17 protein-coding genes are annotated in these 20,560 nt (G+C 62.4%); 14 read left to right on the top strand and 3 right to left on the bottom strand.

Annotated features, from left to right (window positions below; translation table 11 throughout):
- Window positions 1–151: 151 nt before the first annotated feature.
- The 8 genes from FEM01_RS03710 to FEM01_RS03680 all read left to right on the top strand — a co-directional run bounded on the left by FEM01_RS03710 (window position 152) and on the right by FEM01_RS03680 (window position 9,879).
- Window positions 152–2,377, top strand: a complete 2,226-nt coding sequence (locus FEM01_RS03710; protein WP_240791710.1) for a putative bifunctional diguanylate cyclase/phosphodiesterase — start codon at window positions 152–154, stop codon at window positions 2,375–2,377.
- 302 nt (window positions 2,378–2,679) lie between these two features.
- Complete coding sequence (locus tag FEM01_RS03705; RefSeq protein WP_138217913.1) at window positions 2,680–3,834, top strand: GNAT family N-acetyltransferase; 1,155 nt, start codon at window positions 2,680–2,682, stop codon at window positions 3,832–3,834.
- 30 nt (window positions 3,835–3,864) lie between these two features.
- Window positions 3,865–4,986 (top strand): glycosyltransferase family 61 protein, encoded by a 1,122-nt coding sequence (locus FEM01_RS03700; RefSeq protein WP_138217912.1) that lies wholly within the window; start codon window positions 3,865–3,867, stop codon window positions 4,984–4,986.
- A gap of 373 nt (window positions 4,987–5,359) precedes the next feature.
- A complete protein-coding gene (eppA, locus tag FEM01_RS24135) occupies window positions 5,360–5,536 on the top strand; it encodes an EPS-associated small membrane protein EppA (RefSeq protein WP_171030902.1) in 177 nt (58 codons plus the stop codon).
- A 237-nt stretch (window positions 5,537–5,773) separates the two neighbouring features.
- Complete coding sequence (locus FEM01_RS03695; protein ID WP_138217911.1) at window positions 5,774–6,328, top strand: polysaccharide biosynthesis/export family protein; 555 nt, start codon at window positions 5,774–5,776, stop codon at window positions 6,326–6,328.
- 28 nt (window positions 6,329–6,356) lie between these two features.
- On the top strand, window positions 6,357–7,472 hold the full coding sequence (locus FEM01_RS03690; RefSeq protein WP_138217910.1) for a hypothetical protein: 1,116 nt from the start codon (window positions 6,357–6,359) through the stop codon (window positions 7,470–7,472).
- Window positions 7,473–7,492: 20 nt separating this feature from the next.
- The gene (locus FEM01_RS03685; RefSeq protein WP_138217909.1) at window positions 7,493–9,061 is read left to right on the top strand and encodes a GumC family protein; all 1,569 of its coding nucleotides are present in this window, start codon (window positions 7,493–7,495) and stop codon (window positions 9,059–9,061) included.
- 11 nt (window positions 9,062–9,072) lie between these two features.
- The gene (locus FEM01_RS03680) at window positions 9,073–9,879 is read left to right on the top strand and encodes a CpsD/CapB family tyrosine-protein kinase (RefSeq protein ID WP_138217908.1); all 807 of its coding nucleotides are present in this window, start codon (window positions 9,073–9,075) and stop codon (window positions 9,877–9,879) included.
- An 88-nt stretch (window positions 9,880–9,967) separates the two neighbouring features.
- On the opposite strand, the gene galE is transcribed toward FEM01_RS03680, so the two are convergent.
- The 3 genes from galE to FEM01_RS03665 form a co-directional block, all read right to left on the bottom strand.
- Window positions 9,968–10,930, bottom strand: coding sequence for a UDP-glucose 4-epimerase GalE (gene galE / locus FEM01_RS03675; protein ID WP_138217907.1), 963 nt, complete (start codon window positions 10,928–10,930; stop codon window positions 9,968–9,970).
- Window positions 10,931–11,020: 90 nt separating this feature from the next.
- Window positions 11,021–13,615 (bottom strand): cellulase family glycosylhydrolase, encoded by a 2,595-nt coding sequence (locus tag FEM01_RS03670; protein ID WP_138217906.1) that lies wholly within the window; start codon window positions 13,613–13,615, stop codon window positions 11,021–11,023.
- 5 nt (window positions 13,616–13,620) lie between these two features.
- Window positions 13,621–15,147 carry an O-antigen ligase family protein gene (locus FEM01_RS03665; RefSeq protein WP_138217905.1) on the bottom strand — a complete coding sequence of 509 codons (1,527 nt, stop codon included), beginning with the start codon at window positions 15,145–15,147 and terminating at the stop codon, window positions 13,621–13,623.
- A gap of 93 nt (window positions 15,148–15,240) precedes the next feature.
- Here FEM01_RS03665 and FEM01_RS03660 point away from each other — a divergent pair, with 93 nt between their 5' ends.
- From FEM01_RS03660 to FEM01_RS03635, 6 genes are all read left to right on the top strand, one after another.
- On the top strand, window positions 15,241–16,617 hold the full coding sequence (locus FEM01_RS03660; RefSeq protein WP_138217904.1) for an oligosaccharide flippase family protein: 1,377 nt from the start codon (window positions 15,241–15,243) through the stop codon (window positions 16,615–16,617).
- Window positions 16,618–16,740: 123 nt separating this feature from the next.
- Window positions 16,741–16,902 (top strand): hypothetical protein, encoded by a 162-nt coding sequence (locus FEM01_RS03655; RefSeq protein WP_240791709.1) that lies wholly within the window; start codon window positions 16,741–16,743, stop codon window positions 16,900–16,902.
- Complete coding sequence (locus FEM01_RS03650; RefSeq protein WP_138217903.1) at window positions 16,899–18,356, top strand: FAD-dependent oxidoreductase; 1,458 nt, start codon at window positions 16,899–16,901, stop codon at window positions 18,354–18,356. Before FEM01_RS03655 ends, FEM01_RS03650 begins: the two co-directional genes overlap by 4 nt.
- Before the next feature lie 110 nt (window positions 18,357–18,466).
- Entirely contained in the window at window positions 18,467–19,084 is a 618-nt protein-coding gene (locus tag FEM01_RS03645; protein ID WP_138217902.1) for an acyltransferase, read from the top strand.
- Entirely contained in the window at window positions 19,077–20,033 is a 957-nt protein-coding gene (locus FEM01_RS03640) for a glycosyltransferase family 2 protein (protein ID WP_138217901.1), read from the top strand. Before FEM01_RS03645 ends, FEM01_RS03640 begins: the two co-directional genes overlap by 8 nt.
- A gap of 8 nt (window positions 20,034–20,041) precedes the next feature.
- On the top strand, window positions 20,042–20,560 hold the full coding sequence (locus FEM01_RS03635) for a serine O-acetyltransferase (protein WP_138217900.1): 519 nt from the start codon (window positions 20,042–20,044) through the stop codon (window positions 20,558–20,560).

Raw genomic sequence — 20,560 nt, 5'->3', positions numbered from 1 at the left:
TGCACCTCATGTGTTTGGCTAGGTGAAACGCTTCAGCTTCTGAGCATGCGCTTACCCTTGGAAAAACACCAGTCTGGCTCAACATTGCCCCAGCTGCGCCGATACAGGATAGATCGCGTTCGATTTCAGGCCTATGACCGGTAGCCATTCCTTGTCCGTTGACCAACCGCCCTCACCCTTTGGCGCTCTGCGCCGCACCCTCAGTCGCTTGCTGCCGGTGGGCTTTGCCGTGGTCGGAATCGGCCTTTCGGCACTGCTTGGGCAACTGGATGCGCAACGCGCGCAAAATGAAGAAGTGGCGAGCCTTGCGTCCAGGTTGTCCGGGGTGCGCGCGGCCCTCGAAGGTCAACTGCGTGCGGCGTTCGCCGAAGCCGAAGGCATCGCGCAACTGATCAGCACCGACGGTGGCATCAGTGAGCCGCACTTTCAGGCCATGGCTCGCGATGCGCTGGTTTCGGTGCCCTACATGCGTCATATCGCCCTGGCCCCAGCCGACGTGATTCACGATGTTTATCCGCGGGCGGGCAACGAAAGCATCATCGGCCTGGACTATCGCTACCTGCCGACGCAGATGCCGCTATTGGAGACGGCGCGCGAGCGCGGCGAAGCGGTGTTGGCCGGCCCTTTGCCATTGAAGCAGGGCGGACGCGCGCTGATCTATCGGCGCCCGGTATTCATTCCCGGCAAGCGTGGGGTGAAGTTGTATTGGGGTAACCTGTCGATCGTGGCCGATATCGATCGTCTGCTGCGCGCTGCGGGGGTGAGCCCCGACGCCGGCCTGGAGCTGGCGGTGCGTGGGGCTGACGGCAAGGGCGCTGAGGGCGAGCTGATCTGGGGGGATCCGCAGCTGTTCGACAACCCCCAGGTAAAACTGGACGTCGTCGTGCCAGGCGGCTCGTGGCAACTGGTGGCGGCGCCCCTTGGAGGTTGGTCGTTGCCGCATGCGTTCACTTCGCCGCTGTTCTTCCTGGCTTTGGCCTGTACTGGCCTGTTCAGTCTGTTCGTGGCTCAGCTCAATCGCAAACAGTACCTGTTGCAACTGCGTAACCGTGAGCTGCGCCAGTCCCAGGCCTTGCTCGAGCGCTTGGCTCACTACGACACGATTACCGGTCTGCCCAACCGATTGCTGTTCCAGCAACAGCTGACCCAGGCAATTCGCGGTGGCCAGGGCTTAGCGGTACTGATGCTGGACATCGACGGGTTCAAGCAGATCAACGACAGCCTCGGCCACCCCATGGGCGACCTGCTCCTGCAACAAGCCACTGCGCGCTTTCTGCAGGAACTCGATACCCAGGATCGGGTATGCAGGCTAGGGGGCGATGAGTTTGTGTTCATGCTCCAAGGCGCGCAGGGCCAGGTCAGTCATCAGGTCCAAGCCTTGTTACGTTGCTTGCAGCGCCCCTTCGATCTCAACGGCAACGCAGGCTTGGTGACCGGCAGCATTGGTCTGGCGTGGTCGCCGCAGCATGGCGAGGATGCCGACGCGCTGCTGCGTCATGCTGACACCGCCATGTACGCGGCCAAGGAAAGCGGGCGCAATGCCTGGCGGCCCTATCACCCGGACATGACCGCGCGCTTGCAGCAGCGCCTGGAGTTGGAACGCAACCTGCGTCGGGCGTTGGAGCACAACGAGTTCGAGCTGTGGTATCAGCCTAAACTTGACTTGTTCAGCGGTCGCCTGGAAGGGGTCGAGGCCTTGCTACGCTGGCGCGACCCGGAGCATGGACTGGTCTCGCCAGGTGCGTTCATTCCCTTGGCCGAACGTACAGGGTTGATCATTCCCTTGGGCGAGCGGGTATTGGAGCTGGCGTGCAGGCAACTGGCCGAATGGCGCGTCAGTGATTCGCTGCCAGGGCCGTTGGCTGTGAACGTCGCAGCTTTACAGATCGAACGCAGCGACTATGTCACCAGCCTGGCCTGTGCCCTGGAGCGGCACGACCTGCCTGCCAACCTGCTGGAGGTGGAAATCACCGAAAGCCTGCTGATGGAAAGCCAGCAACAAGCCTGCGCAGTATTGGCGCAGCTTCAGGCGATGGGGGTGGCTACCGCCGTGGACGACTTTGGCACTGGCTACTCGTCGCTGGCCTACCTGCGCGCCTTACCTATCGATCACCTGAAGATCGACCGTGCCTTCATCAAGGACCTGCCCGACGACGACGATGCGATCGCCATCGCCCGGGCGATCATCGATCTGGGACATGCCCTGGGCTTTCGTATCACCGCCGAAGGCATCGAGACCCAGGCGCAGTTCGACTTTCTGCGCCATGCCGGCTGTGATCAGGGCCAGGGCTATCTGTTGGGGCGGCCCATGCCCGCCGAAGCGCTGCGCCAGTGGCTGCAACACCATCATGCACAGCGACGCCCGGCGCTTGAGTGACTGCCGGGCGGGGCTCCTGGGTTCGTAAGGGCCATCGGCAAAGGCAGTGAACGTTGATGCAGGGCGGTAGATAAATCGCGTATGGATTGATGCGTCGGCCGTTCGGCGTCATGAAATCTTTACCAGTGATGTCATAACGCCGCTTGCGAGGTTCGTCGGTGGCATCTTTACTTGTGTTCAGTGGTGCCGCCCGACTCGCCCCAAATAGTCAAGGGATATCAAGATGTTGGGTGACGGCAACGATAATCCACCGGGCATTTGCGCCCTGGCCTCAACGCTTGGCAAAGGATGTGGGCGACGACATGAAAGCATTGCTGGCGGCCGCTGCGCGCAGATTCATCTCTCCTTCCATGCGGTATGAGTTGCGTAACGCTGCCAATGCGCTACGCGACCTGCTGGGGCGTGCCTGCTTCTGGCGTTGGGAAGTGGCGCGTTTCAAGTTGCAGGAGCATAGCCCCTACGAAATTCTCTACATCGGTCGCAAGCAGCAGCGGGCGATGGCCAAGCTGCTAATCGCCGGCAAGGACCGCCAGGGGCAGCCCGAATTCAGCGTAGAGCCGGCACCTGACCGCGCGCGCCAGGTCGTGGTTATCAGTGAAATGCCGACTGCCGGCGCGTTGTCTGTACCGCATTACCTCAGTGCAGTGGTGCCCCTGGGGCGCCCGCTGGATGACATCACCGCGCGTTATGACAGTGAACTGCGCCGCAGCATCCGTAAACATCGACCGCTCTATCGGATGCGCCAAACCACTGACGATGCCGAGATCGCCATGGCCGACCGCGACTTGCTAAGGCCATACGCCAGCGCTCGCCAGGGCGTGCATGCCGCGCAGTTTCCCAGTGATGATGTGGTGCGCTTGGCCAAAGGCGCCGGGCGCCTGGACCTGATCACCCTGGGCGATGAGGTGGTGGCTTGCCATCTGGGCTGCGAGATCATCCGTGGTGGCAAACGTTATTGGAGTACCCTGCGCTTCGGTTACTGCGAAGCGGTCTTTGCAGACGCCAAGAGGCTGCGTGAGGTCAACTCCATCACCACCTTCATGGCCTTGGAGTGGGCCTTGGAGAATGGCTACGACTATTACGATATCGGCTTGTGCCTGGCCCGCCCGGACGACGGCCTGTTGAAGTGGAAGCGGCGGCGCGGCGGCGATATCGACGGCCTGAACAACCATGCCTACCTGTTCGTGCGCCTGCCCAAGGTCGGCCGCGCGAGTTTCTTGTGGGAGACCCCCTTGTTCGCGATGGAGGGCGACAAGCTGACCCTTCATCTCGGTGTGCCGGACGGTTCGAGTGCGGCGCAAGTCGCCAGCCGCTACCAGGAAATGGTGTTCGGCGGCTTGCACAAGATCTACCTGTATGGCGAGGCGAGTGGCGGCGAGCAGTTTCTCGAGATCCTGCGTAGCCGCTATGCCAGCTTGCCGTCGCCACCGGCGATGGAGTGCGTGCAGTGCAGTTGAACCAAGGTCGCGACCTGCGGAGGGCGTTGCATGGGAACCGATATCTCCAAGCCTGGACGCGCGCCGGCCGCGCGGGGGTACACGTGGTCGCTGGCCGCGTATCGGCACATGGCCAGGAAGCGCCTGGCACGGCAACCTGACATCGACATCAAACAAGTCGCCGACAAGTGCTGGGACATTGCCCCAGGCGAAGTCACCGTCTCACCGCCTGCGTTCTACCTGCCGGATCAACTGGCACGGGTGACCGGTTGGGAGGGGAAGCGTTTCTATCCTTACGTGCACCCAGGCCCCACCATGCAGGGTGGCGTGCGCATGCAGCAGGGGCCGACGCGGGGCTACCTGATCAAGGATGTCTGGCTACTCGAAGGGGCTTTGTACAAAGGCGCGGCATCCCATTGGCTGTCGCTCAAACCCAACCGTTTTCCGCCGCTGAGGGTGGAGAGCGAGATCGAACGCGCAGCGATCTACTGCACACAGAACGGTAACGCCTGGTTCGGTACCTGGCTGATGGAGGACTGCGCCACCTACGCGCTGGCCTGCGATGAAGGGGTGCCGGTAACCACCGCGCCCTCAGCCAGATACCCGGTGTTCACTCAAGGGCCGGCCTATGAGGATTGGTTGGGTATGAACCCGTTGCGCTTGCGCACGGCGTTCTTCCACGAACTGGTGGTGTTCGACGACACCAGCAACAACCGCAGCCGCTATCAGCGCTACCGGGACATGGGCAACAAGCTGTTGGCACATGTCGAACACGCACCGCACCCCGGCGTCTTCATCCTGCGTGGCAGTGAAGGCGACTTGCGCCTGTTGCGCAATGAGCTGGAAATTGCCGAACACCTGCGCCAGACCCGGGGTTTTCGGGTGATCAACCCCATGCAGCTGGATGTACCGGCCATCGTCGCGGCCTGTGCCGGTGCGCAGGTGGTGATGGGGGTGGAGGGCAGCCAACTGGTGCACGGGGTCAATGTATTGCAACCCGGTGGTACGATTTTCCCGTTGCAGCCGCCAAACCGATTCGTCAGCTACTACAAGTATCTGGCTGACCGCGATGGTCAGCACTTCGCATTCGTTGTCGGCACACCTCAGGGCGAGGGTTTTACCATTGATATCAATGAAGTAGAGCGCACTCTGGATTTGTTGCCGCGAGCGTGACACGTTTGCGACGCGAGCCTTAACGATAGCCATTCAGGTTCTCATGTATTTAACAGCTCCCCACGTGGCTACGCGTTGGGGGCTGTTTAAATTCATGGTCGCCATTTAGCCACTTTACTCATGCTTTTTGCAGAAATTAGCCACTTATTTTTGCGTCATGGCGATACTTGTTTTTGCCTGAAGTAGCACATGGCCATGTATTTTTTTGTTGGCGGAATTTTGACGATTATGGTGGCTTGCCATTGAATTTTATTATGGTGTCGGAACGTTGACGTAGTGTCACTCTGCCCATAAGCTCAATTTACCAGCCACGTAGTCCTGCGCTGGAACCCGCCCAGACAACGATGTTTATCCTCTTTATTAGGAGGGGATCATGCGCTCGACACTTTTCATCAAGTCGATTTTCCTGCTGGTGCTCATGAGCGGTGCGGCCCGGGCTGCGGACGCCTACGTCAGCCAGACCAACGTCATTCCCTTGGCGACGGCGGGTTGGCTGTTCGGCTTTGCTGTGATCGGCTTCGTCGCAGTCGCCAACCGCAACAAAGTGTGAGTCTGGCCCGGTTGCACGGTTGACTCAGCCGGTTCTGCGGCGCGTCGTTCGGCTTGTCAATTTTGTATCCATTGCTATATTCCAGTTGCCAGCGGCCTTGCAGTATCAGCCCCGTGGCAACGGGCTTCCAGGAAGATAGAGGCCATCGCGCCGCAACCTGCGGCGGGACTGGAGCGAGAGTTAGTGTGCTGTTCTCAATCAGTGCTCTTTGCATGCCAAGCTGGCAGGAGGGACCCCATGCTGCGTTCAATGTTCGCTCTGCTGTGCGTGCTGATGCTGTGCTCCACTGCCCAGGCCGGCGACACCAATTCCCCCTATCTGTTAAGCCCTGGCGACAAATTGCTGATCTCGGTGTGGCAAGAAGACACCTTGCGCCAGGAAACCACCGTACTGCCCGATGGCAGCATCACATTTCCCTTGGCCGGGCGCCTGGACGTCTCCGGCCTTGACGTAACGGCCGCCGCCAAGAAGGTGGCCGCAGGGCTCAAGCCCTATCTGGCCGACCCTAATGTCAGTGTCGTGGTGACCGGCACCGCAGGCAACCTCGTGTATGTGCAGGGCAAGGTGCTCAAGCCTGGGCCTGTGCCAATGACTGGCCCTACCGCCGTGCTGCAAGCCTTGAGCATGTCGGGGGGATTGGACAAGTTCGCCGACGAAAGCGGCATCAAGATTATCCGTACCAACGCTGGTCAGCAAAAAGTGCTGCCGGTGCGTTACAAGGACTTGATGTCCGGGCGTGACATGTCCACCAACTTCCAACTCCAGGCGGGCGATACGCTGATCGTGCCTTGAGCCCGCCTCACTTCATTAAGACCGTACAGTGCCTATTCTTCGAACAACACGTATTGCAACGGCAGTTCTTATGTTGCCGTTTCCCGGCCTGGCCCAGGCCGCGCTCTGGCAGTCTTCGGTGGTGATACCAACCACCGTGGAATACGACAGCAACCCGTTGCTGCTGACCTCTGACGAGAAGGGTGTGATGCGAACACTCATCGAGCCCAACTACAACCTGGTCGGGACTTTCGACCGCGACCAACTGACCTTGGGACTTGGGGTGCACGTGCTGCATTCCTCCGATACCTCGGTACAGTCCAATCGCCAGGACCCAGACCTGAGCCTGGGCTGGCGGCGTGATACCGAAAAAGGCCACTTCGGCCTGCGCGCCCAGTACCTCGAAAGCTCGACCCTGTCGGGTACCGTGCTGGATACCGGTGTGGTGACCACCGATGGCACGCAGAAGATGAGCATGCTATCCGGCGACTGGAGCCACGCACTGAGCGCACGTACCACGTTCGACAACGAAACGCGCTATTCCCATGCAACCTACGACATCGCCAGCCTGACCGGCTATGACGAACTGGCCAATATTTCTACGCTCACCTATGCCTTGAGCGAGCGTACGGACGTGTTCGGCGGGCTGCGCATTCGCCGTTACGAGCCGGATCAGAGCGACACGGCGGTGGCCTCCAACAGCTACACGCCCAGCGTGGGCATGAAGTACCAGATCACTGACAGCCTGACCGGGCGTGCGCACATCGGCGTCAACCAGGTATCGGGTTCGGCAGGCGGAAGACGCGGTGAAGGCGGAGTCCTGCTGGATTACCGCGGCACTCGCACCGATGCCAGCCTGAGCGCCGAGCGCACTACCGTGGCCAGTGCCCAGGGCGGTTTCGCCCAGCTTGACCTGGTGCACGGCATCTGGAGTTACGCGGTGGATGAACTGACGCGCGTGGGGCTGGATGCCCTGTGGCAGGACAGCAAGGGGCAAACCCCGAATACCCTGCAAAGCTACAGTGCCTGGGCGTCACGTGAGTTTTCGCCTTTCTGGGATCTGCGCCTATCTTTGATGTACAAGGAGCGCCGCCAAACCGGCGCGCCGGATGCCGCTGCAACAATCGTCGGCCTGACCTTGACCTATAGGTATCCCGACTTCTGAACTTCAGCCTGGTGACCGCCATGAAGTCCGAATACGAGCTCTCCCTCAAAGATTACATTGCAATCATCAAGGACCGGGCCCTGCTGCTAGGGGTGAGCATCGTAGTGATACTGGCGGCCACCGTGGCGGTGGCGATCAGTGTGCCGCCGGTCTATCAGGCGGTTGGCACCATCCTGGTGGAGTCGCAGCAGATCTCCCCGGAGCTGGTCGGCACCAACAACCCGAGCGTGGCCGACGAGCGTATTGAAGTGATCCGCCAGCGGGTCATGACCCGTGACAACCTGTTGCAGATCATCGGCCAGTACCATTTGTTCGCCGACAGCGCGCGCGCTCTCAGCGAGTCGGACAAGGTCGACCTGATGCGCAACGCCATCGGCGTCAACACCTTGAGCACCTTCGTCAAGGGCCGTGGCGAGACCACCGTGGCGTTCACCGTGTCGTTCGACCACAAGGATCCGCAAATCGCCACCGAGGTGGCCAACCAGCTGGTCACCCTGTTCCTCAACGAAAACATGAAGCAGCGCACCGAGCGCGCCACCGAGACCACTCAATTCCTCACCCAGGAGGCGGACAAGCTCGGCGCGGAGCTTGCGACGCTGGAAAACCAGCTGGCCGACTACAAGCAGGCCAACGCCAACGCATTGCCGGAAAACCAGACCCTGCGCATGAACACCTTGTCGCGTTCAGAGCTGGAGTTCCGCGAAGTCGACCGCGACTACAAGAACGCCCAGGAAGAACTGCGCTACCTGCAATTGGAACTGTCGGCAGCCAATGCCGGCGTCGCCTCGCGCAACGCCGATGGCAACCGCGCAGCCAGTGCCAGCCAGCCTCAGGACCTAGGTAGCCTCAAGGCCGAGTACGCAAGGTTGCTGACCCGCTACACCGACGCGCACCCTGATGTGATCGCGATCCAGCGCAAGATCCAGGCCCTTGAAGCCTCCGGCAGCGCCAGCAGCGGGGCGACCGGGGTCAGCCTGGATGTTGCCCGTGCACAGGCCAAGATCGCTGCTGCCCAAGCCAACATCGCTTCGCTGGCTCAGCAAAAACGCGACCTCTCCAAGAAAATGGAAACCATCGAAGCCGAAATTCTTCAGGCTCCCCAGGTCGAGCGTGGTTTGGTCACGCTGATGCGCGACCACGACAATGCGCGCAAGAAGTACGAGGAAATCCGTGCCAAGGAGATGGGCGCCAAGATCAGCGAAAGTCTCGAACAGGAAAACAAAGCCGATCGCTTCGTGTTGCTGGAGCCGCCACGGGTGCCGGAGAAACCGGTCAAGCCCAACCGCAAGAAGATCGTCGCCCTGGGTCTGGTGCTGGCACCGGCGGGGGGGGGCGCACTGGTAATGCTGCTGGAGATGCTCAACCAGCGCGTACGCGGGGCAGGGGCCTTGGAAAGCGTACTGGGCAAGCGCGTGCTGGTGTCGGTGCCGTTCATCGCCACCCAGGCGGAGCTAGCCAAGCGCAGGCAGTGGCGGGTCGGGCTGATCGTTGCAGGGGTGCTGCTTGTGGCGTTACTGCTGCTGCTCATCCACCTGTTCTACATGCCCTTGGATCTTCTGCTAATAAAAACTATAGCTCGGTTTGAATAGGGAATGCAGTGATGGACAGGATCACGCCGGCGGTTGGCAAGAACGTTCACTCGGTTTCGTCCGGTGCTGCGGACACGCAACAACCTGCGCCCGCGCTGGAGCAGCCAGATGGACTGGGCCCTTTCGACTACGTGCAGACCAAGGTGGTGCCGCTGAAGGCCGAGCATCTGGAGCGTCAGCGCATCGTTGCCTATAACAAGAACTCGAACATGAGCTGGGCCTTCGACCTGCTGCGCACCCAGGTGCTACAGGCCATGGAGGAAAACGGCTGGCGTACCCTAGCAATCACCTCACCCACGCCGGAGGCGGGCAAGACGGTGCTGGCGGTCAACTTGGCCATGAGTATCGCCCACCACACCAACAAGACGGCCCTGCTGGTGGATTTCGACCTGCGCAGGCCGCGCGTGGGCAAGGCCCTGGGGCTGCCGATGGACAAGGCGTTGAACGAGTTGATCAGCGGCAAGGCCGGGCTTGAAGAGGTACTGGTCAACCCGGCGTTGCCACGTTTCGTGGTGCTGCCGACCCGTGAACCCATCCCGTTGTCCACCGAGACGCTTTCCTCTGCCAAGGTCAGCCACCTGATCAGCGACCTGCGTGAGCGCTACGAATCGCGCATCTGCATCTTCGACCTGCCGCCGCTGTTGAGTTCGGACGATGCGATCAACGTGCTGCCCAAGTTCGACTGCGTCTTGCTGGTAGTCGCCAACGGTAGCAACAGCAAGAAGGACATCGAGGACTGCCTGTACCATCTGGCGCAGTCGAACTTGTTGGGGGCCGTGTTGAACAAGGCTGAACCCGAGACGCGGTCGTATTATTGACGTCGCAACGGTGGATGCGATGCGTCCGTGTAGGAGCGGCCTCGCCGGGGCGCCGGACCGGCCGCTCCTACAACGGGCCTCGCGGCACTCAAGTCCAGGGGTATTTCAATTCCCACTGCCAGGCATGCCCGACGATCTCCTCCAGCTCCGTGTATTGCGGCTCCCAGCCCAGCAGCCGCCTGGCCTTGCGTGCATCAGCCACCAGGCTGGGTGGGTCGCCAGCCCGACGCGGTGCTTCATGCACGGTGATCGGCCTACCGGTCACCGCACGGGCAGCGTCGATCACCTCTTGTACCGAGAAGCCCAGCCCGTTGCCCAGGTTGAACGCGGCGCTTTCGCCGCCCTTGAGCAGGTAGTCCACGGCCAAGGCATGCGCCGAGGCCAGGTCAGCGACGTGGATGTAGTCGCGGATACAGGTGCCGTCCGGGGTGGCGTAGTCCTTGCCGAACACGGTGATGGCCGCGCGCCGTCCTGAGGCGGCCTGCAGAATCAAGGGAATCAGATGGGTTTCAGGTTCGTGGCACTCGCCCAGTTGGCCATCCGGGTCGGCCCCGGCGGCGTTGAAGTAGCGCAGGCACACCGACTTGAGCCCATAGGCCCGGTCGTAGTCCAACAGCACCTGTTCGACCATGCGCTTGCTGCGCCCATAGGGGTTGATGGGGGCCTTGGGGTGTTCCTCGTCGATGGGGCTGTAGTGGGGGTCGCCGTACACCGCTGCGCTCGATGAGAACACCAGATGCCGAATGCCGGCGCGCACCATCGCGTGCAACAGCGTCAAGGTGGCGGCGACGTTGTTCTGGTAGTAGCGGGCCGGGTCACTGACCGATTCACCGACCTGGATGTACGAAGCGAAATGGAACACCGCATCGAACGCATACTCGGCAAATAGCGCCTCCAGTGCGTGGGCATCGGCGATGTCCAGCTCTGCCCACTGAATGCCCGCGCGGGCCGGCGCGGTGTCGGCCACCACCACCTCATGACCTGCGCCGAGCAGGTACTTGACCATGTGCGACCCGATGTAGCCTGCGCCACCGACGACCAGAAACTTCATCCCGCCCTCCTGGAATCCGTTGCCTGTGCAATCGCCCCTGAACCGCCGGGAAGAAGGCCTGCCTGGCAGGCCTTCAGAGACTCTAGATGGCTATTCGAGGAACAGCCAATTGGCCATCATCGAGCCGTCGAAACGGATCAGGTAGTGCCCCGCTTCGTAGCTGGCCGGCAGCGTCTGCGCCTGCCCATCGGCATTGCGGCTGGACAGTTTCAGGCCCGATGGCGCCTTGATGCGCAGCGTGCCCGTGAAGGGTTCGACGTTGAACGGGATCTTGTCGTCTGCCTTGGGCACCGCGCGCGTGCCCAGCGATACCAGCAGCCGCCGCGACTCGCCCAGGGGCTTGGCGTCAAGGCTTTGTACCGCCACGCTGGCGTAAGGCGTGGTGGATTGCACTTGGACATCGCCCAGGCTGATGGTCTGCCCCCCCAGCCAGCCGGTGGCCACCTGGGTCAGCGGTGTGTCGATGGTGTACAGACCCTGGTGCCAGTTGCGGCGTAGTTCGCCGGTATCGCTGCGGACCTCGCTGGCATCGTTTGGCAGCAATGATTGATCGGGGTCGTTCAGCACCCTGGCATCCGGCGCAATTTGCCCAGGCTTGAGCCAGGGCAACTGAGGCGTCTGCGGCAGGGCGATTTGCAGGCGACCCTGGGTGACGGCGGTGCGTAGCAGGACGGAGTTCGCCGGGGTGATGGGGCGCTCGTAGAGCATTTGCGCGGTGGGTGCAAAGACGATGTGGGTGGATGCCAGGTGCACGTCGCCACGCCGATACAACAGGGCGGCGGCAGGCAGGGTGGCGAGCATGGCCGGGTCGTTGTAGGCGTGCCAGTTGTCTGCCGTGCTCCAGCCGCTGAAGGCCTGCTGGCTGTAGGCGTACTGCATGATCGCCGCCCAGCCTTGGTGGCTTGCGGTCGCAGCCACGTACAGCGGCAGCGAGTGCCGATCAGGGGTCGGGAAGGGCTCGGCATTCCACTCGGTCACGGTCATCGGCCAGCCAACCACCTGGGCGGCTGCCAGCCAGTCCACCAGACCGTCGCTGGTCAATGGGTTGCGCTCAAGTTGGCCGGTGCCGCCGTAGGCGTGTGCATCGATCACGTCGCCGCTGGTCAGCGCGGGCAAGGCGCTCAGGCCATTGCCGCCCCAGGTGCTGGTGGTGGCGATAGGCACCTTGACCCCCAGGGCGCGCAGGTGAGCGATCAGGTCGGCGTCGAAGCGGTGCTCCAGATCGTTGAGAAACAGCTTCGACGGGCCATGCTCCCAAGCGCGCCACGTGCGGTCGGCGGACAGGTCGTGCTGTTGGGCGAACGCCTTGGCCTGGGTCATGTACCAGCTGCTATGGTGCGCAACCCCCTTGTCCGGCAGCAGGGCGTTGCCGTAGTGCTGGGTCAGGTCATTTTCGTTGGTCAGCAAGATCGCGGCCACGCCGGGGTCGTCCTTGTAGGCCAAGCCGGTGTAGCGATTCACATGGCTTAGGTACTGCTCTGCAAAACGCTTCATCGCCTGTTGGATGCTGGGGTTCACGTAGGCGTAGCCTTTCAGGTCGATTGCCCGGTCACCCCTGGCCACCTCATCGAAGGCCTCGATGCGGTCGGCGGCGGTCAGCGGGCGTTGCACGTGCAAGTCGAGCCATACGTAGATCCCTTCGTCCTTCAGGCTCTTGATCCACAGGTCGATCTTGCGCAGCGACTCCTCGTCCAAGCGCTGGGTGTCGCGCAGTGTGCTGATATCGCCAAAGATGTTCGGGCTGACCCAGGGTGAATCGTGATGGTGCAGGCGTACCAGGTTGAAACCCAGCGCCGACAGCCGCTTGGCTTGCTCCTTGATGGCTTCGTCGGGGCTCTTGAACAGTGCGTAGGCCGACAGGTTGGTGCCCCAGAAGCGCGCAGGCGTACCGTCAGCGAATTGCAGTTGTTCGCCCACGGCCTTGACGAAGCCGCGCTTGCCGGCTGGCTTTTGCGCAGCATTGAGAAACGACAGGTCCACCGGCGAGGTGCGCCAGTTCAACTGATCATCCGGCCAGGTGCTCGGATCGGCGAGCCCGAAGCGCTCGGTTGGAGTGGGTGCCAGGGCAATGTCACCGCTGATCGTCAAGCTCGCCGTGACCTGTTGGTGGCCCGGCACGATGGTGTTCTGGTAGAAGAACGCGCGCACTTCGCGCGGGTTGCCCTGCTCGAAGTACACCCGGGCCAGCGGCGGCTCGAAGCGCATCTCGATACGCCGCCCCTGGCTGCCCCAGGCCCAGCCACGGTTGTCCGGTAGCAGTGTCGGCGCGCCCATTTCGCCGGTCAGCATGGCCGGGTCGAACTGGAACACCAGCCCGCCGCCTTTGACATTCGACTGGCGGCTGTGGGCCTGAAGATCGAAGGTCCAGGCCAGACTGTGTGCGTCGGCCTTGCCGATGGCGGCCTTGAGATCGAAGTCCAGGTCCGGGTTACGGCCCAGCAGGCTGTAGCGATAGGGGCCTTCTACCCGCATTGCCGATTGGAAACCGGTCCAGCGCCAATCCTGGGCCCAGAAATCGAACTTGGCGCGCATCGCCGGCCCGCCACCGCGGGTGACACTGGGCAGGCCGTTGTTTTCATCGACCTGCACCGCCCACTCCGAAGCGTGGGCCACGGGGGCGAGCAGCAGGGCGAGCAGCAGGGCGAGCAGCAGCCAGGCGCGGCTGGCAAGGCGCGGTGCGGGCATGGCAGTTACCTGTGTTGAAGGCTCGGCTGGGGTAGGGGGGAGGCCTCGGCCTGGCGCAGCAGGCGGACGCGTTGGATATACGCCACCCCCAGCCCGCCAATCGACCAATAGACGATAGGGATCACGGTGATGCTGCTAACCGTGAAGATGATCACCAGGATCCCCAGCAACGTGGCCAGCAGCGCTCGGCCCAGCACGCGCTCGGGGTGGTCCTTGTCGGGGAAGGCTCGCAAGCCCTTGTGCAGGCCCGCCAGCACGCTGAGGAAAAACGCGACGAACAACGCCAGGCCAACCAGACCGACGCGCAGTGCCAGGCTGATGTAAGTGTTGACGATGTCGATGATACCGTCGCCCTGGATCATCGACTGCATCTCTGGGGTACTGCGAAAATCGAACGAACCGAACAGTGGGTTGCGTTGAATCACAATCCACGAATTGTCGATCAGCCGTTCGCGGTAGGTGATGTTCTCAGTTTCGATGGTGCCGATGAAGGGCAGCAGGTTCAGCACCTTGTCGCCACCGGGGACCACCGCCAGCAGCGGAATCGTCAGCACGCCGGCCAGGGCCAGCAGGGTCAGGCGCTTCAGCGACTGGCGACCGGTGGCGATGAAGGCCACGATGATCACCCCGGTGCCGATCCACGGACCTCGCGACAGCGGGGCGAAGAGCCCGGCGCCCAGTAGTAGCGCGCCCAGCAGCCGTTGTAGGCGGCTGCGTACCAGGCCTTGCAGGAATAGATACAGGCCGATCGCCACGCTGATTACGAAGCCCAGGGCGATGGCTTGCCCGGTGGTCGCGCTGGCCCGCAGCGAGCCGCCGCGCGACAGGTAGCCGGTCATGCTCCATTGCACGCCCATGGCGTCCATCAGTGCGTTGTACAGCAACCAGTGACGTACATACTCCACCGCCGCGATGATCGACAGCACGAAGGCGGCGAGCACGAAAGCCAGCATTGCGTCCTTGAAGTCGCTCAGCTCGCGCACGCCCCGGCTGGCAACGTAGTAGGGCAGGAAGACATCGACATATAGGTAGAACGCCTGGCGCAGGGTGTCGGTGAGCGTGGTTTCACGCAAGTACAGTGCGCTCATCAGCGCGATGCCCGCGAACAGCAGGCGGTCTGGCCAGGTACGCCCGAAGCGCAGGGTGTCGGGGCGCCGGCTCAGGGCCAGCGAGGCGGGCAGCAGCACGCACAAGGCCAGCAGGCGGATATGGTTGAGATCGAGCAAGTAGTTGATCACGCCAAAGCCTGGAATCTGCACCGAGGCCGGCGGGATGACGAACAGCAACATGAAAAACAGCGCGGTGGGATTGCGCTCGCGCTTGCCCGCCAGCATCAGCAGCACTGCGCCTGCGGCCACGTACACCCAGTAGCTGAACGAGAAGAACGCCAGCAGGGTCATGGCGAACCACAGGTTTCGCCTGCGCTTGAAATCCTGCTCGGGCACCAGGTCGCTGGCGGCCTGGCGTGCCAGCACGAACACCACGCAGGCCAGCAACAAAATGACGATCAATGCGCGTAGATGTTCTGGCATGGGCGGCAGGCACCTGTCCTGTGGTGGAAGAGCTAGCATCATGGCTGATTGAAACTATAGTGACCTTTAGCCATTTCAGTCAGGGATATGCCCATGCCGTCGATTGATGTGTCAGCAGCAGGCAGCCTGCGTCGGCGCGCGATATGGGCGGGGGCATGGAATATCGGGGCGCTGGTGGCCTCCCAGGTGATGCGTCTGGGCGGCAACTTGCTGGTGGCGCGGCTACTGGTGCCCGAGATGTTCGGCATGATGGTCATCGCCACCACCGTGTCGGTGCTGCTGCACCTGCTTTCGGATGTGGGTTTGCGCCAGAACATCATCCAGAGCCCGCGCGGCGAGGATCCGCTGTTTCTCAATACCGCCTGGACCGTGCAGATACTGCGCGGCTTCAGCTTGTTCGGCCTCACCCTGCTGCTGGCCCTGGCCGCCTGGCTGGCGCAGGTGGCCCAGATGTGGCCTGCCCATTCCACCTACGCAGACCCGCAACTGCCTGAAGTGCTGGCGGTGTCGGGTATTTCGGCGATTATCTATGGCCTGCAGTCGACCAAGATGGACATTGCCGTGCGCACCCTGCAGCAAAAGCGCGTAGTCCTGATCGACCTGGCCTCGCAGCTTGTCGGGCTAATCGTGATGCTGGTGCTGGCCTGGCTGACCCGCTCGGTCTGGTCACTGGTGGTCGCAGGCCTTGCGGGTGCGTTGACCAGTACGCTGCTCGGGCATCTGGCGATGGACGGTCCGGCCAATCGCCTGCAATGGGACCGCAGCGCCCTGGACGAGCTGGTTAAGTTCGGCCGTTGGATCTTGCTGTCGTCGATGGTCGGTGTACTGGCCATGTACGGCGACCGCATGTGGTTCGGCGGGAGCATGAGCGAGACCGAGCTGGGCGTTTATTCCATCGCGGTGTTGATCCTGGGGTCGATCCAGACGGGTCTGCTGAAGGTCGTCGGCGCCGTGGCGTTGCCGTCGTTCAGCGAAGCGGCGCGCGAAGGCGACACGCAACGCCTCAAGCATCTCTACCAGCGCCTGCGCCTGATGGTCGATCTGGTGCTGTTGTTCGTGTGTGGCGGCTTCCTGACCGCGAGCCCGTTGCTGATCAGTTGGATGTACGACGAGCGCTATGCCGGGGCAGGTACTATGCTGGCCATTCTGTCGCTGTCGTTCTTCACCCTGCGTTACAGCCTGGCGCATCAGGTCTGGCTGGCCTTAGGGCTGACCAAGTACCAGGCCATGGACAACATCATCCGGCTGGTCGCCTTGTGGGGCGGCCTGCCGCTGTTGCTGGCCTTGGGCGGCACGCAACTGGCGATCTGGGGGGTGGCGCTGCATACCTTCCCGACGTTGGTGCTGATTGTGTACGTCAACTGCAAGCTGGGCATGTTCAACCTCAAACGTGAATTGATCGTGCTGCCGATGCTGGGCGTCGGGGCGCTTTGCGGGGTCCTGCTGACAGACTTCTTCAACTGGCTCTGATGGGGTGGTAACGGGGGTACGGTCGGCGCGGTACAGCGCCGCCGCGAGACAATCATGGACTTGGGGCTTGCAATCATGGGGAAGTGGCAGTTCTGTTCCGGGGTGTCGGGCCGTAGGCTTTTCATGCGCAATTGTGTGCTGTTGGGCGCCGCTGCCGTGGCGTTCGGCGCAATCCCCCAGGCGGTCGCCGTGCCGGCTGCACGCAAGAACGCTGACAAAGGCGGGTTCGTCGTGATCAACGGCTGGGTCCTGCCTGCGCATTACTTTCGGGATGCTCAGCCATGATCAAGGATTATCAGACGCACAAGGCCCTGGGTGGCCTCTACGATGTCTGCATCCTCGGCGCCGGCCCTGCGGGCATCACCCTGGCGCTGCGCCTGGCGGGCGCCGGTTGGCGGGTGCTGTTGGCCGAAGGCGGTGGGCATGACTATGCCGAGCGCTCCCAGGACCTTTACCACTGCGCCTCCAGTGGCCTTGAGATGTACCCAGGCGAAACGCGCCTGCGCTTTCTGGGGGGCACTTCCAATCACTGGGCTGGACGCTGTCGGCCCTTCGATCCTTCGGATTTCGCCGCAGGGCCGCCGGTCGGCTTGCCCGGTTGGCCGATCGCCTATGCTGAGATCGAACGCTACCTGCCCGAGGCCATGGCCATCGTCGACCTGCCCGAAGGCGCCCCGTTCAAAGCGGTGAATGCGGACCTTGGCGGCGACGATTTCGAGGCCGATCGCTTCCTGCTCAGCCCGCCGACGCGCTTTGCAAAGAAGTACGCCGAAGCCCTGGAGCATACGCCAGGGCTTGACGTCTTCCTCAACTGCAATTGCGTGGACCTGGAGTTCGACCCCAGCGCCGGGCGTCTGTCGGCGGTGGTCGTGTCCGACTACGACCAACACCGCGAGCGCGTCCAGGCCCGGCATTTCATCCTCGCCATGGGGGCGCTGGAGAACGCCCGGCAACTGCTCAACAGCCAGTCGTTGCAGGCTGCCGGCGTGGTGCGTCACGACGGCATGGTCGGACGCTGCTTCATGGATCATATGAACGTCGACATGGGCACGTTCATCCTCAAGAGCGGCCTGCCCACCGACCAGCGCCAGTACTACACCACTGACGCCTTTGTCGCCCAATACCAGGCTGGCAAGGGCAATGTCGCCGCGTCGGTGCTGGCCGATATCCAGACCTACGGGCGCACGGCCGAGATCAAGCGCTTCCTGGAGAACCTCGCCTGCGACACCGGCTTGGCCAGCAAGGTGAATTTCATCGCCAGTTTCAGCTGCCCCGGCGACGGCGTGCTGGGCACCATGATCGAACAGTTTCCGAACGTGAACAGCCGCCTCACGCTGCTTGACGAGAAGGACGCGCTGGGCGTGGCCAAGGCCAATATTCACTGGGCACTGGCCGATGCCGACCGTCACACCATTAAGTGCATTGGCGCCGAACTGGCTAAGCAGTTCGCCGAGGCGGATCTGGGTTTCGTCAAACTCAACGAATTCGTCTACGACACCTCGTTGCCTTTGAATATCCAGCCACATGCCCACCACATGGGCACCACCCGCATGGCGATGTCGCCGGAGCATGGTGTGGTGGACAGCGACTGCAAGGTGTTCGGCACGCCCAACTTATACGTCGCCGGCAGCGGTATCTTCGCCACCGGCGGCGCGGCCAACCCGACCATGCCGCTGCTGCAGTTCGCGCTGCGCCTGGCCGACCACCTCAACCAACAGATGAAGGGCACGACCGCCTGAACAGGCATGCAGCAACCAGGGATTGAGAGCGATGCGGTCATCCTCGTGCGTAGCCGACCAAACTCGCCTCAGGGACCGTTCATGACCGCATCACGTGCGAGGCAAGTCGTATGTTTGGATGGATACGCAAGGCGCTGACGCATTATGCCCACAGTACCGGGCATGGCCGCTCGGCCTACAAGCGATTCTGCAACCCCACGCCCTATGCCTGGGGGCAATACCTGACGCGCTGGGGCTCGTTCTATTCAGTGGGGGAAAACCTGCACATGAATACCGGCTGCAATGTGACTGACCCACCGCTGACCCGCATCGGCAATAACGTGGGGTTGTCCGATTGCACATTGATCGGCCACGACGGGGTGGTCGCGCTGATCGAGTTGGTCTACGGCAAGCACCTGGACTCGGTGGGCTACATCGATATTCGCGACAACTCGTTCATCGGCCACGGCGCGATCATCATGCCGCGCATCACGATCGGGCCCAACGCGGTGGTGGCTGCCGGGGCGGTGGTGACCAAGGATGTGCCGCCCAACAGCGTGGTGGGCGGGAACCCGGCCAAGGTGATTTGCAGCTTCGACGCACTGGTCGCGCATATCGAGGCACGCCACGCCACCTACCCGTGGGCCGAGTTGCTCAACCAGCGCACCGGATCATTCGACCCGGCGCTGGAGCCGCTGTTGGCCAAGCAGCGCCAGGCGTATTTCTTTGGGGAACCTCGTGATGACTGACAAGCCGATGGACGTCATGGTGGTCAACTTCAACACCGCCGGGTTGCTGCAACCGATGTTCGACGCCCTGCGCCGGGCTGGCAGCGAGACCTTGGCCAGCTACCTGGTGGTCGACAATGCCTCGGCCGACGATTCGCTGGCGCGCATGGCCGAAGTCTGCCCGGATGCGCTATTGCTGAGCAACACGCGCAATGTCGGTTTTGGCCGCGCCAATAACCAGCTGCTGGCGCACCTGCGTGGGCGCTACGCACTGCTGCTCAACACGGATGCCTTCGTTGCTCCAGACAGCCTGGCCAAGACCCTCGACTACATGGATGCCCATCCCGATTGCGGTGTGCTGGGGGTACGACTGGTGGGGCGCGACGGTACGTTGCAGCCGTCCTGCCGCTATTTTCCGACGCCGCTGAATGTGTTCGTCAGCCGAACCGGGCTCGGACGTTTCTTTCCGGGCCTGAAGATGGTCGACGAGATGGACTGGGACCACGCCTCGGTGCGCGAATGCGACTGGCTGCCGGGCTGCTTTTATCTGGTACGCCGCGAGGTGCTCGACCAGGTCGGCCTGTTCGACCCGCGTTTCTTCCTTTATTACGAGGAGGTCGATCACTGTAAACGGGTCAAGGCCGCTGGCTGGAAAGTGGTGTTCTACCCCCACACCACGGTGGTGCACATCGGTGGGGAAAGCTCCAAGTCGGTGGCGGCACTGGAGGCGGCCAGCCGGCAGATCTCGGCCTACCAGATCGAGAGCGAGTTGCTGTACATGCGCAAGCACCACGGTGTTTCGGGGTTGGCCCTGCATATGCTGCTGGTGTGCGTGGGCGATGCCGTGCTGGCACTCAAGGCATTGCTCAAGCGCCGAGGCCGGCCAGCCATCCACGCCTGCTGGCGGCACGCCAAGGCCACCTGGGGGCTGTTGCTGGCCACCCGCTTTGCCACCCAACCCACTCGTTAGGTGAAGCCATGTTCGAAAACGTTCGCGCCGATTTGCGTGCCCACGGGGGCGATTGGGGCGCCCAGGGCTTTTGGGTCTTGCTGGTCTACCGCTTCGGCCGCTGGCGTTACGGCGTGCGTCCGGCGCCGCTGCGCAAGCTGTGCTCGCTGATCTACAAGGTGCTGTTCAAGTGCGTGCAGATCCTCACCGGGGTGGAACTGCCGTGCGAGGTCGAAATTGGCCGTAACTTCATCATTGACCACTTCGGCGGCATCGTGGTCAGCGGCTACGCCCGCTTCGGCGACGACTGCCGCATCCGCAATGGCGTGGTGGTGGGCCTGAAAAACGTCGATGAACCATGTGCACCGGTGTTTGGCAACAATGTCGATATCGGTACCGGGGCCAAGGTACTGGGCAATATCCGCATCGGCGACAACGTGGTGATCGGTGCCAACGCGGTGGTGCTGGTGGATGTGCCGGACAACTCCCTGGCCATCGGCGTGCCGGCCACCATCAAGGCCCGTGCACCCCGCGAAGCGGTGATGTAG

The sequence above is a fragment of the Pseudomonas mosselii genome, assembly GCF_005796105.1.
GTDB classification, from domain to species: Bacteria; Pseudomonadota; Gammaproteobacteria; order Pseudomonadales; family Pseudomonadaceae; genus Aquipseudomonas; species Aquipseudomonas mosselii_C.
This window is presented reverse-complemented; position numbering and strand designations above follow the sequence as displayed.

Bases quoted from the DNA above. Each gene is read 5' to 3' on its own strand.
- FEM01_RS03665 (WP_138217905.1), bottom strand. From the start codon at position 15,147: ATGCCAGAACATCTACGCGCATTGATCGTCATTTTGTTGCTGGCCTGC.
- FEM01_RS03640 (WP_138217901.1), top strand. From the start codon at position 19,077: ATGACTGACAAGCCGATGGACGTCATGGTGGTCAACTTCAACACCGCC.
- FEM01_RS03635 (WP_138217900.1), top strand. From the start codon at position 20,042: ATGTTCGAAAACGTTCGCGCCGATTTGCGTGCCCACGGGGGCGATTGG.
- FEM01_RS03645 (WP_138217902.1), top strand. From the start codon at position 18,467: ATGTTTGGATGGATACGCAAGGCGCTGACGCATTATGCCCACAGTACC.
- FEM01_RS03695 (WP_138217911.1), top strand. From the start codon at position 5,774: ATGCTGCGTTCAATGTTCGCTCTGCTGTGCGTGCTGATGCTGTGCTCC.
- FEM01_RS03670 (WP_138217906.1), bottom strand. From the start codon at position 13,615: ATGCCCGCACCGCGCCTTGCCAGCCGCGCCTGGCTGCTGCTCGCCCTG.
- galE (WP_138217907.1), bottom strand. From the start codon at position 10,930: ATGAAGTTTCTGGTCGTCGGTGGCGCAGGCTACATCGGGTCGCACATG.
- FEM01_RS03655 (WP_240791709.1), top strand. From the start codon at position 16,741: ATGCGCAATTGTGTGCTGTTGGGCGCCGCTGCCGTGGCGTTCGGCGCA.
- FEM01_RS03680 (WP_138217908.1), top strand. From the start codon at position 9,073: ATGGACAGGATCACGCCGGCGGTTGGCAAGAACGTTCACTCGGTTTCG.
- eppA (WP_171030902.1), top strand. From the start codon at position 5,360: ATGCGCTCGACACTTTTCATCAAGTCGATTTTCCTGCTGGTGCTCATG.
- FEM01_RS03685 (WP_138217909.1), top strand. From the start codon at position 7,493: ATGAAGTCCGAATACGAGCTCTCCCTCAAAGATTACATTGCAATCATC.
- FEM01_RS03705 (WP_138217913.1), top strand. From the start codon at position 2,680: ATGAAAGCATTGCTGGCGGCCGCTGCGCGCAGATTCATCTCTCCTTCC.
- FEM01_RS03660 (WP_138217904.1), top strand. From the start codon at position 15,241: ATGCCGTCGATTGATGTGTCAGCAGCAGGCAGCCTGCGTCGGCGCGCG.
- FEM01_RS03700 (WP_138217912.1), top strand. From the start codon at position 3,865: ATGGGAACCGATATCTCCAAGCCTGGACGCGCGCCGGCCGCGCGGGGG.
- FEM01_RS03650 (WP_138217903.1), top strand. From the start codon at position 16,899: ATGATCAAGGATTATCAGACGCACAAGGCCCTGGGTGGCCTCTACGAT.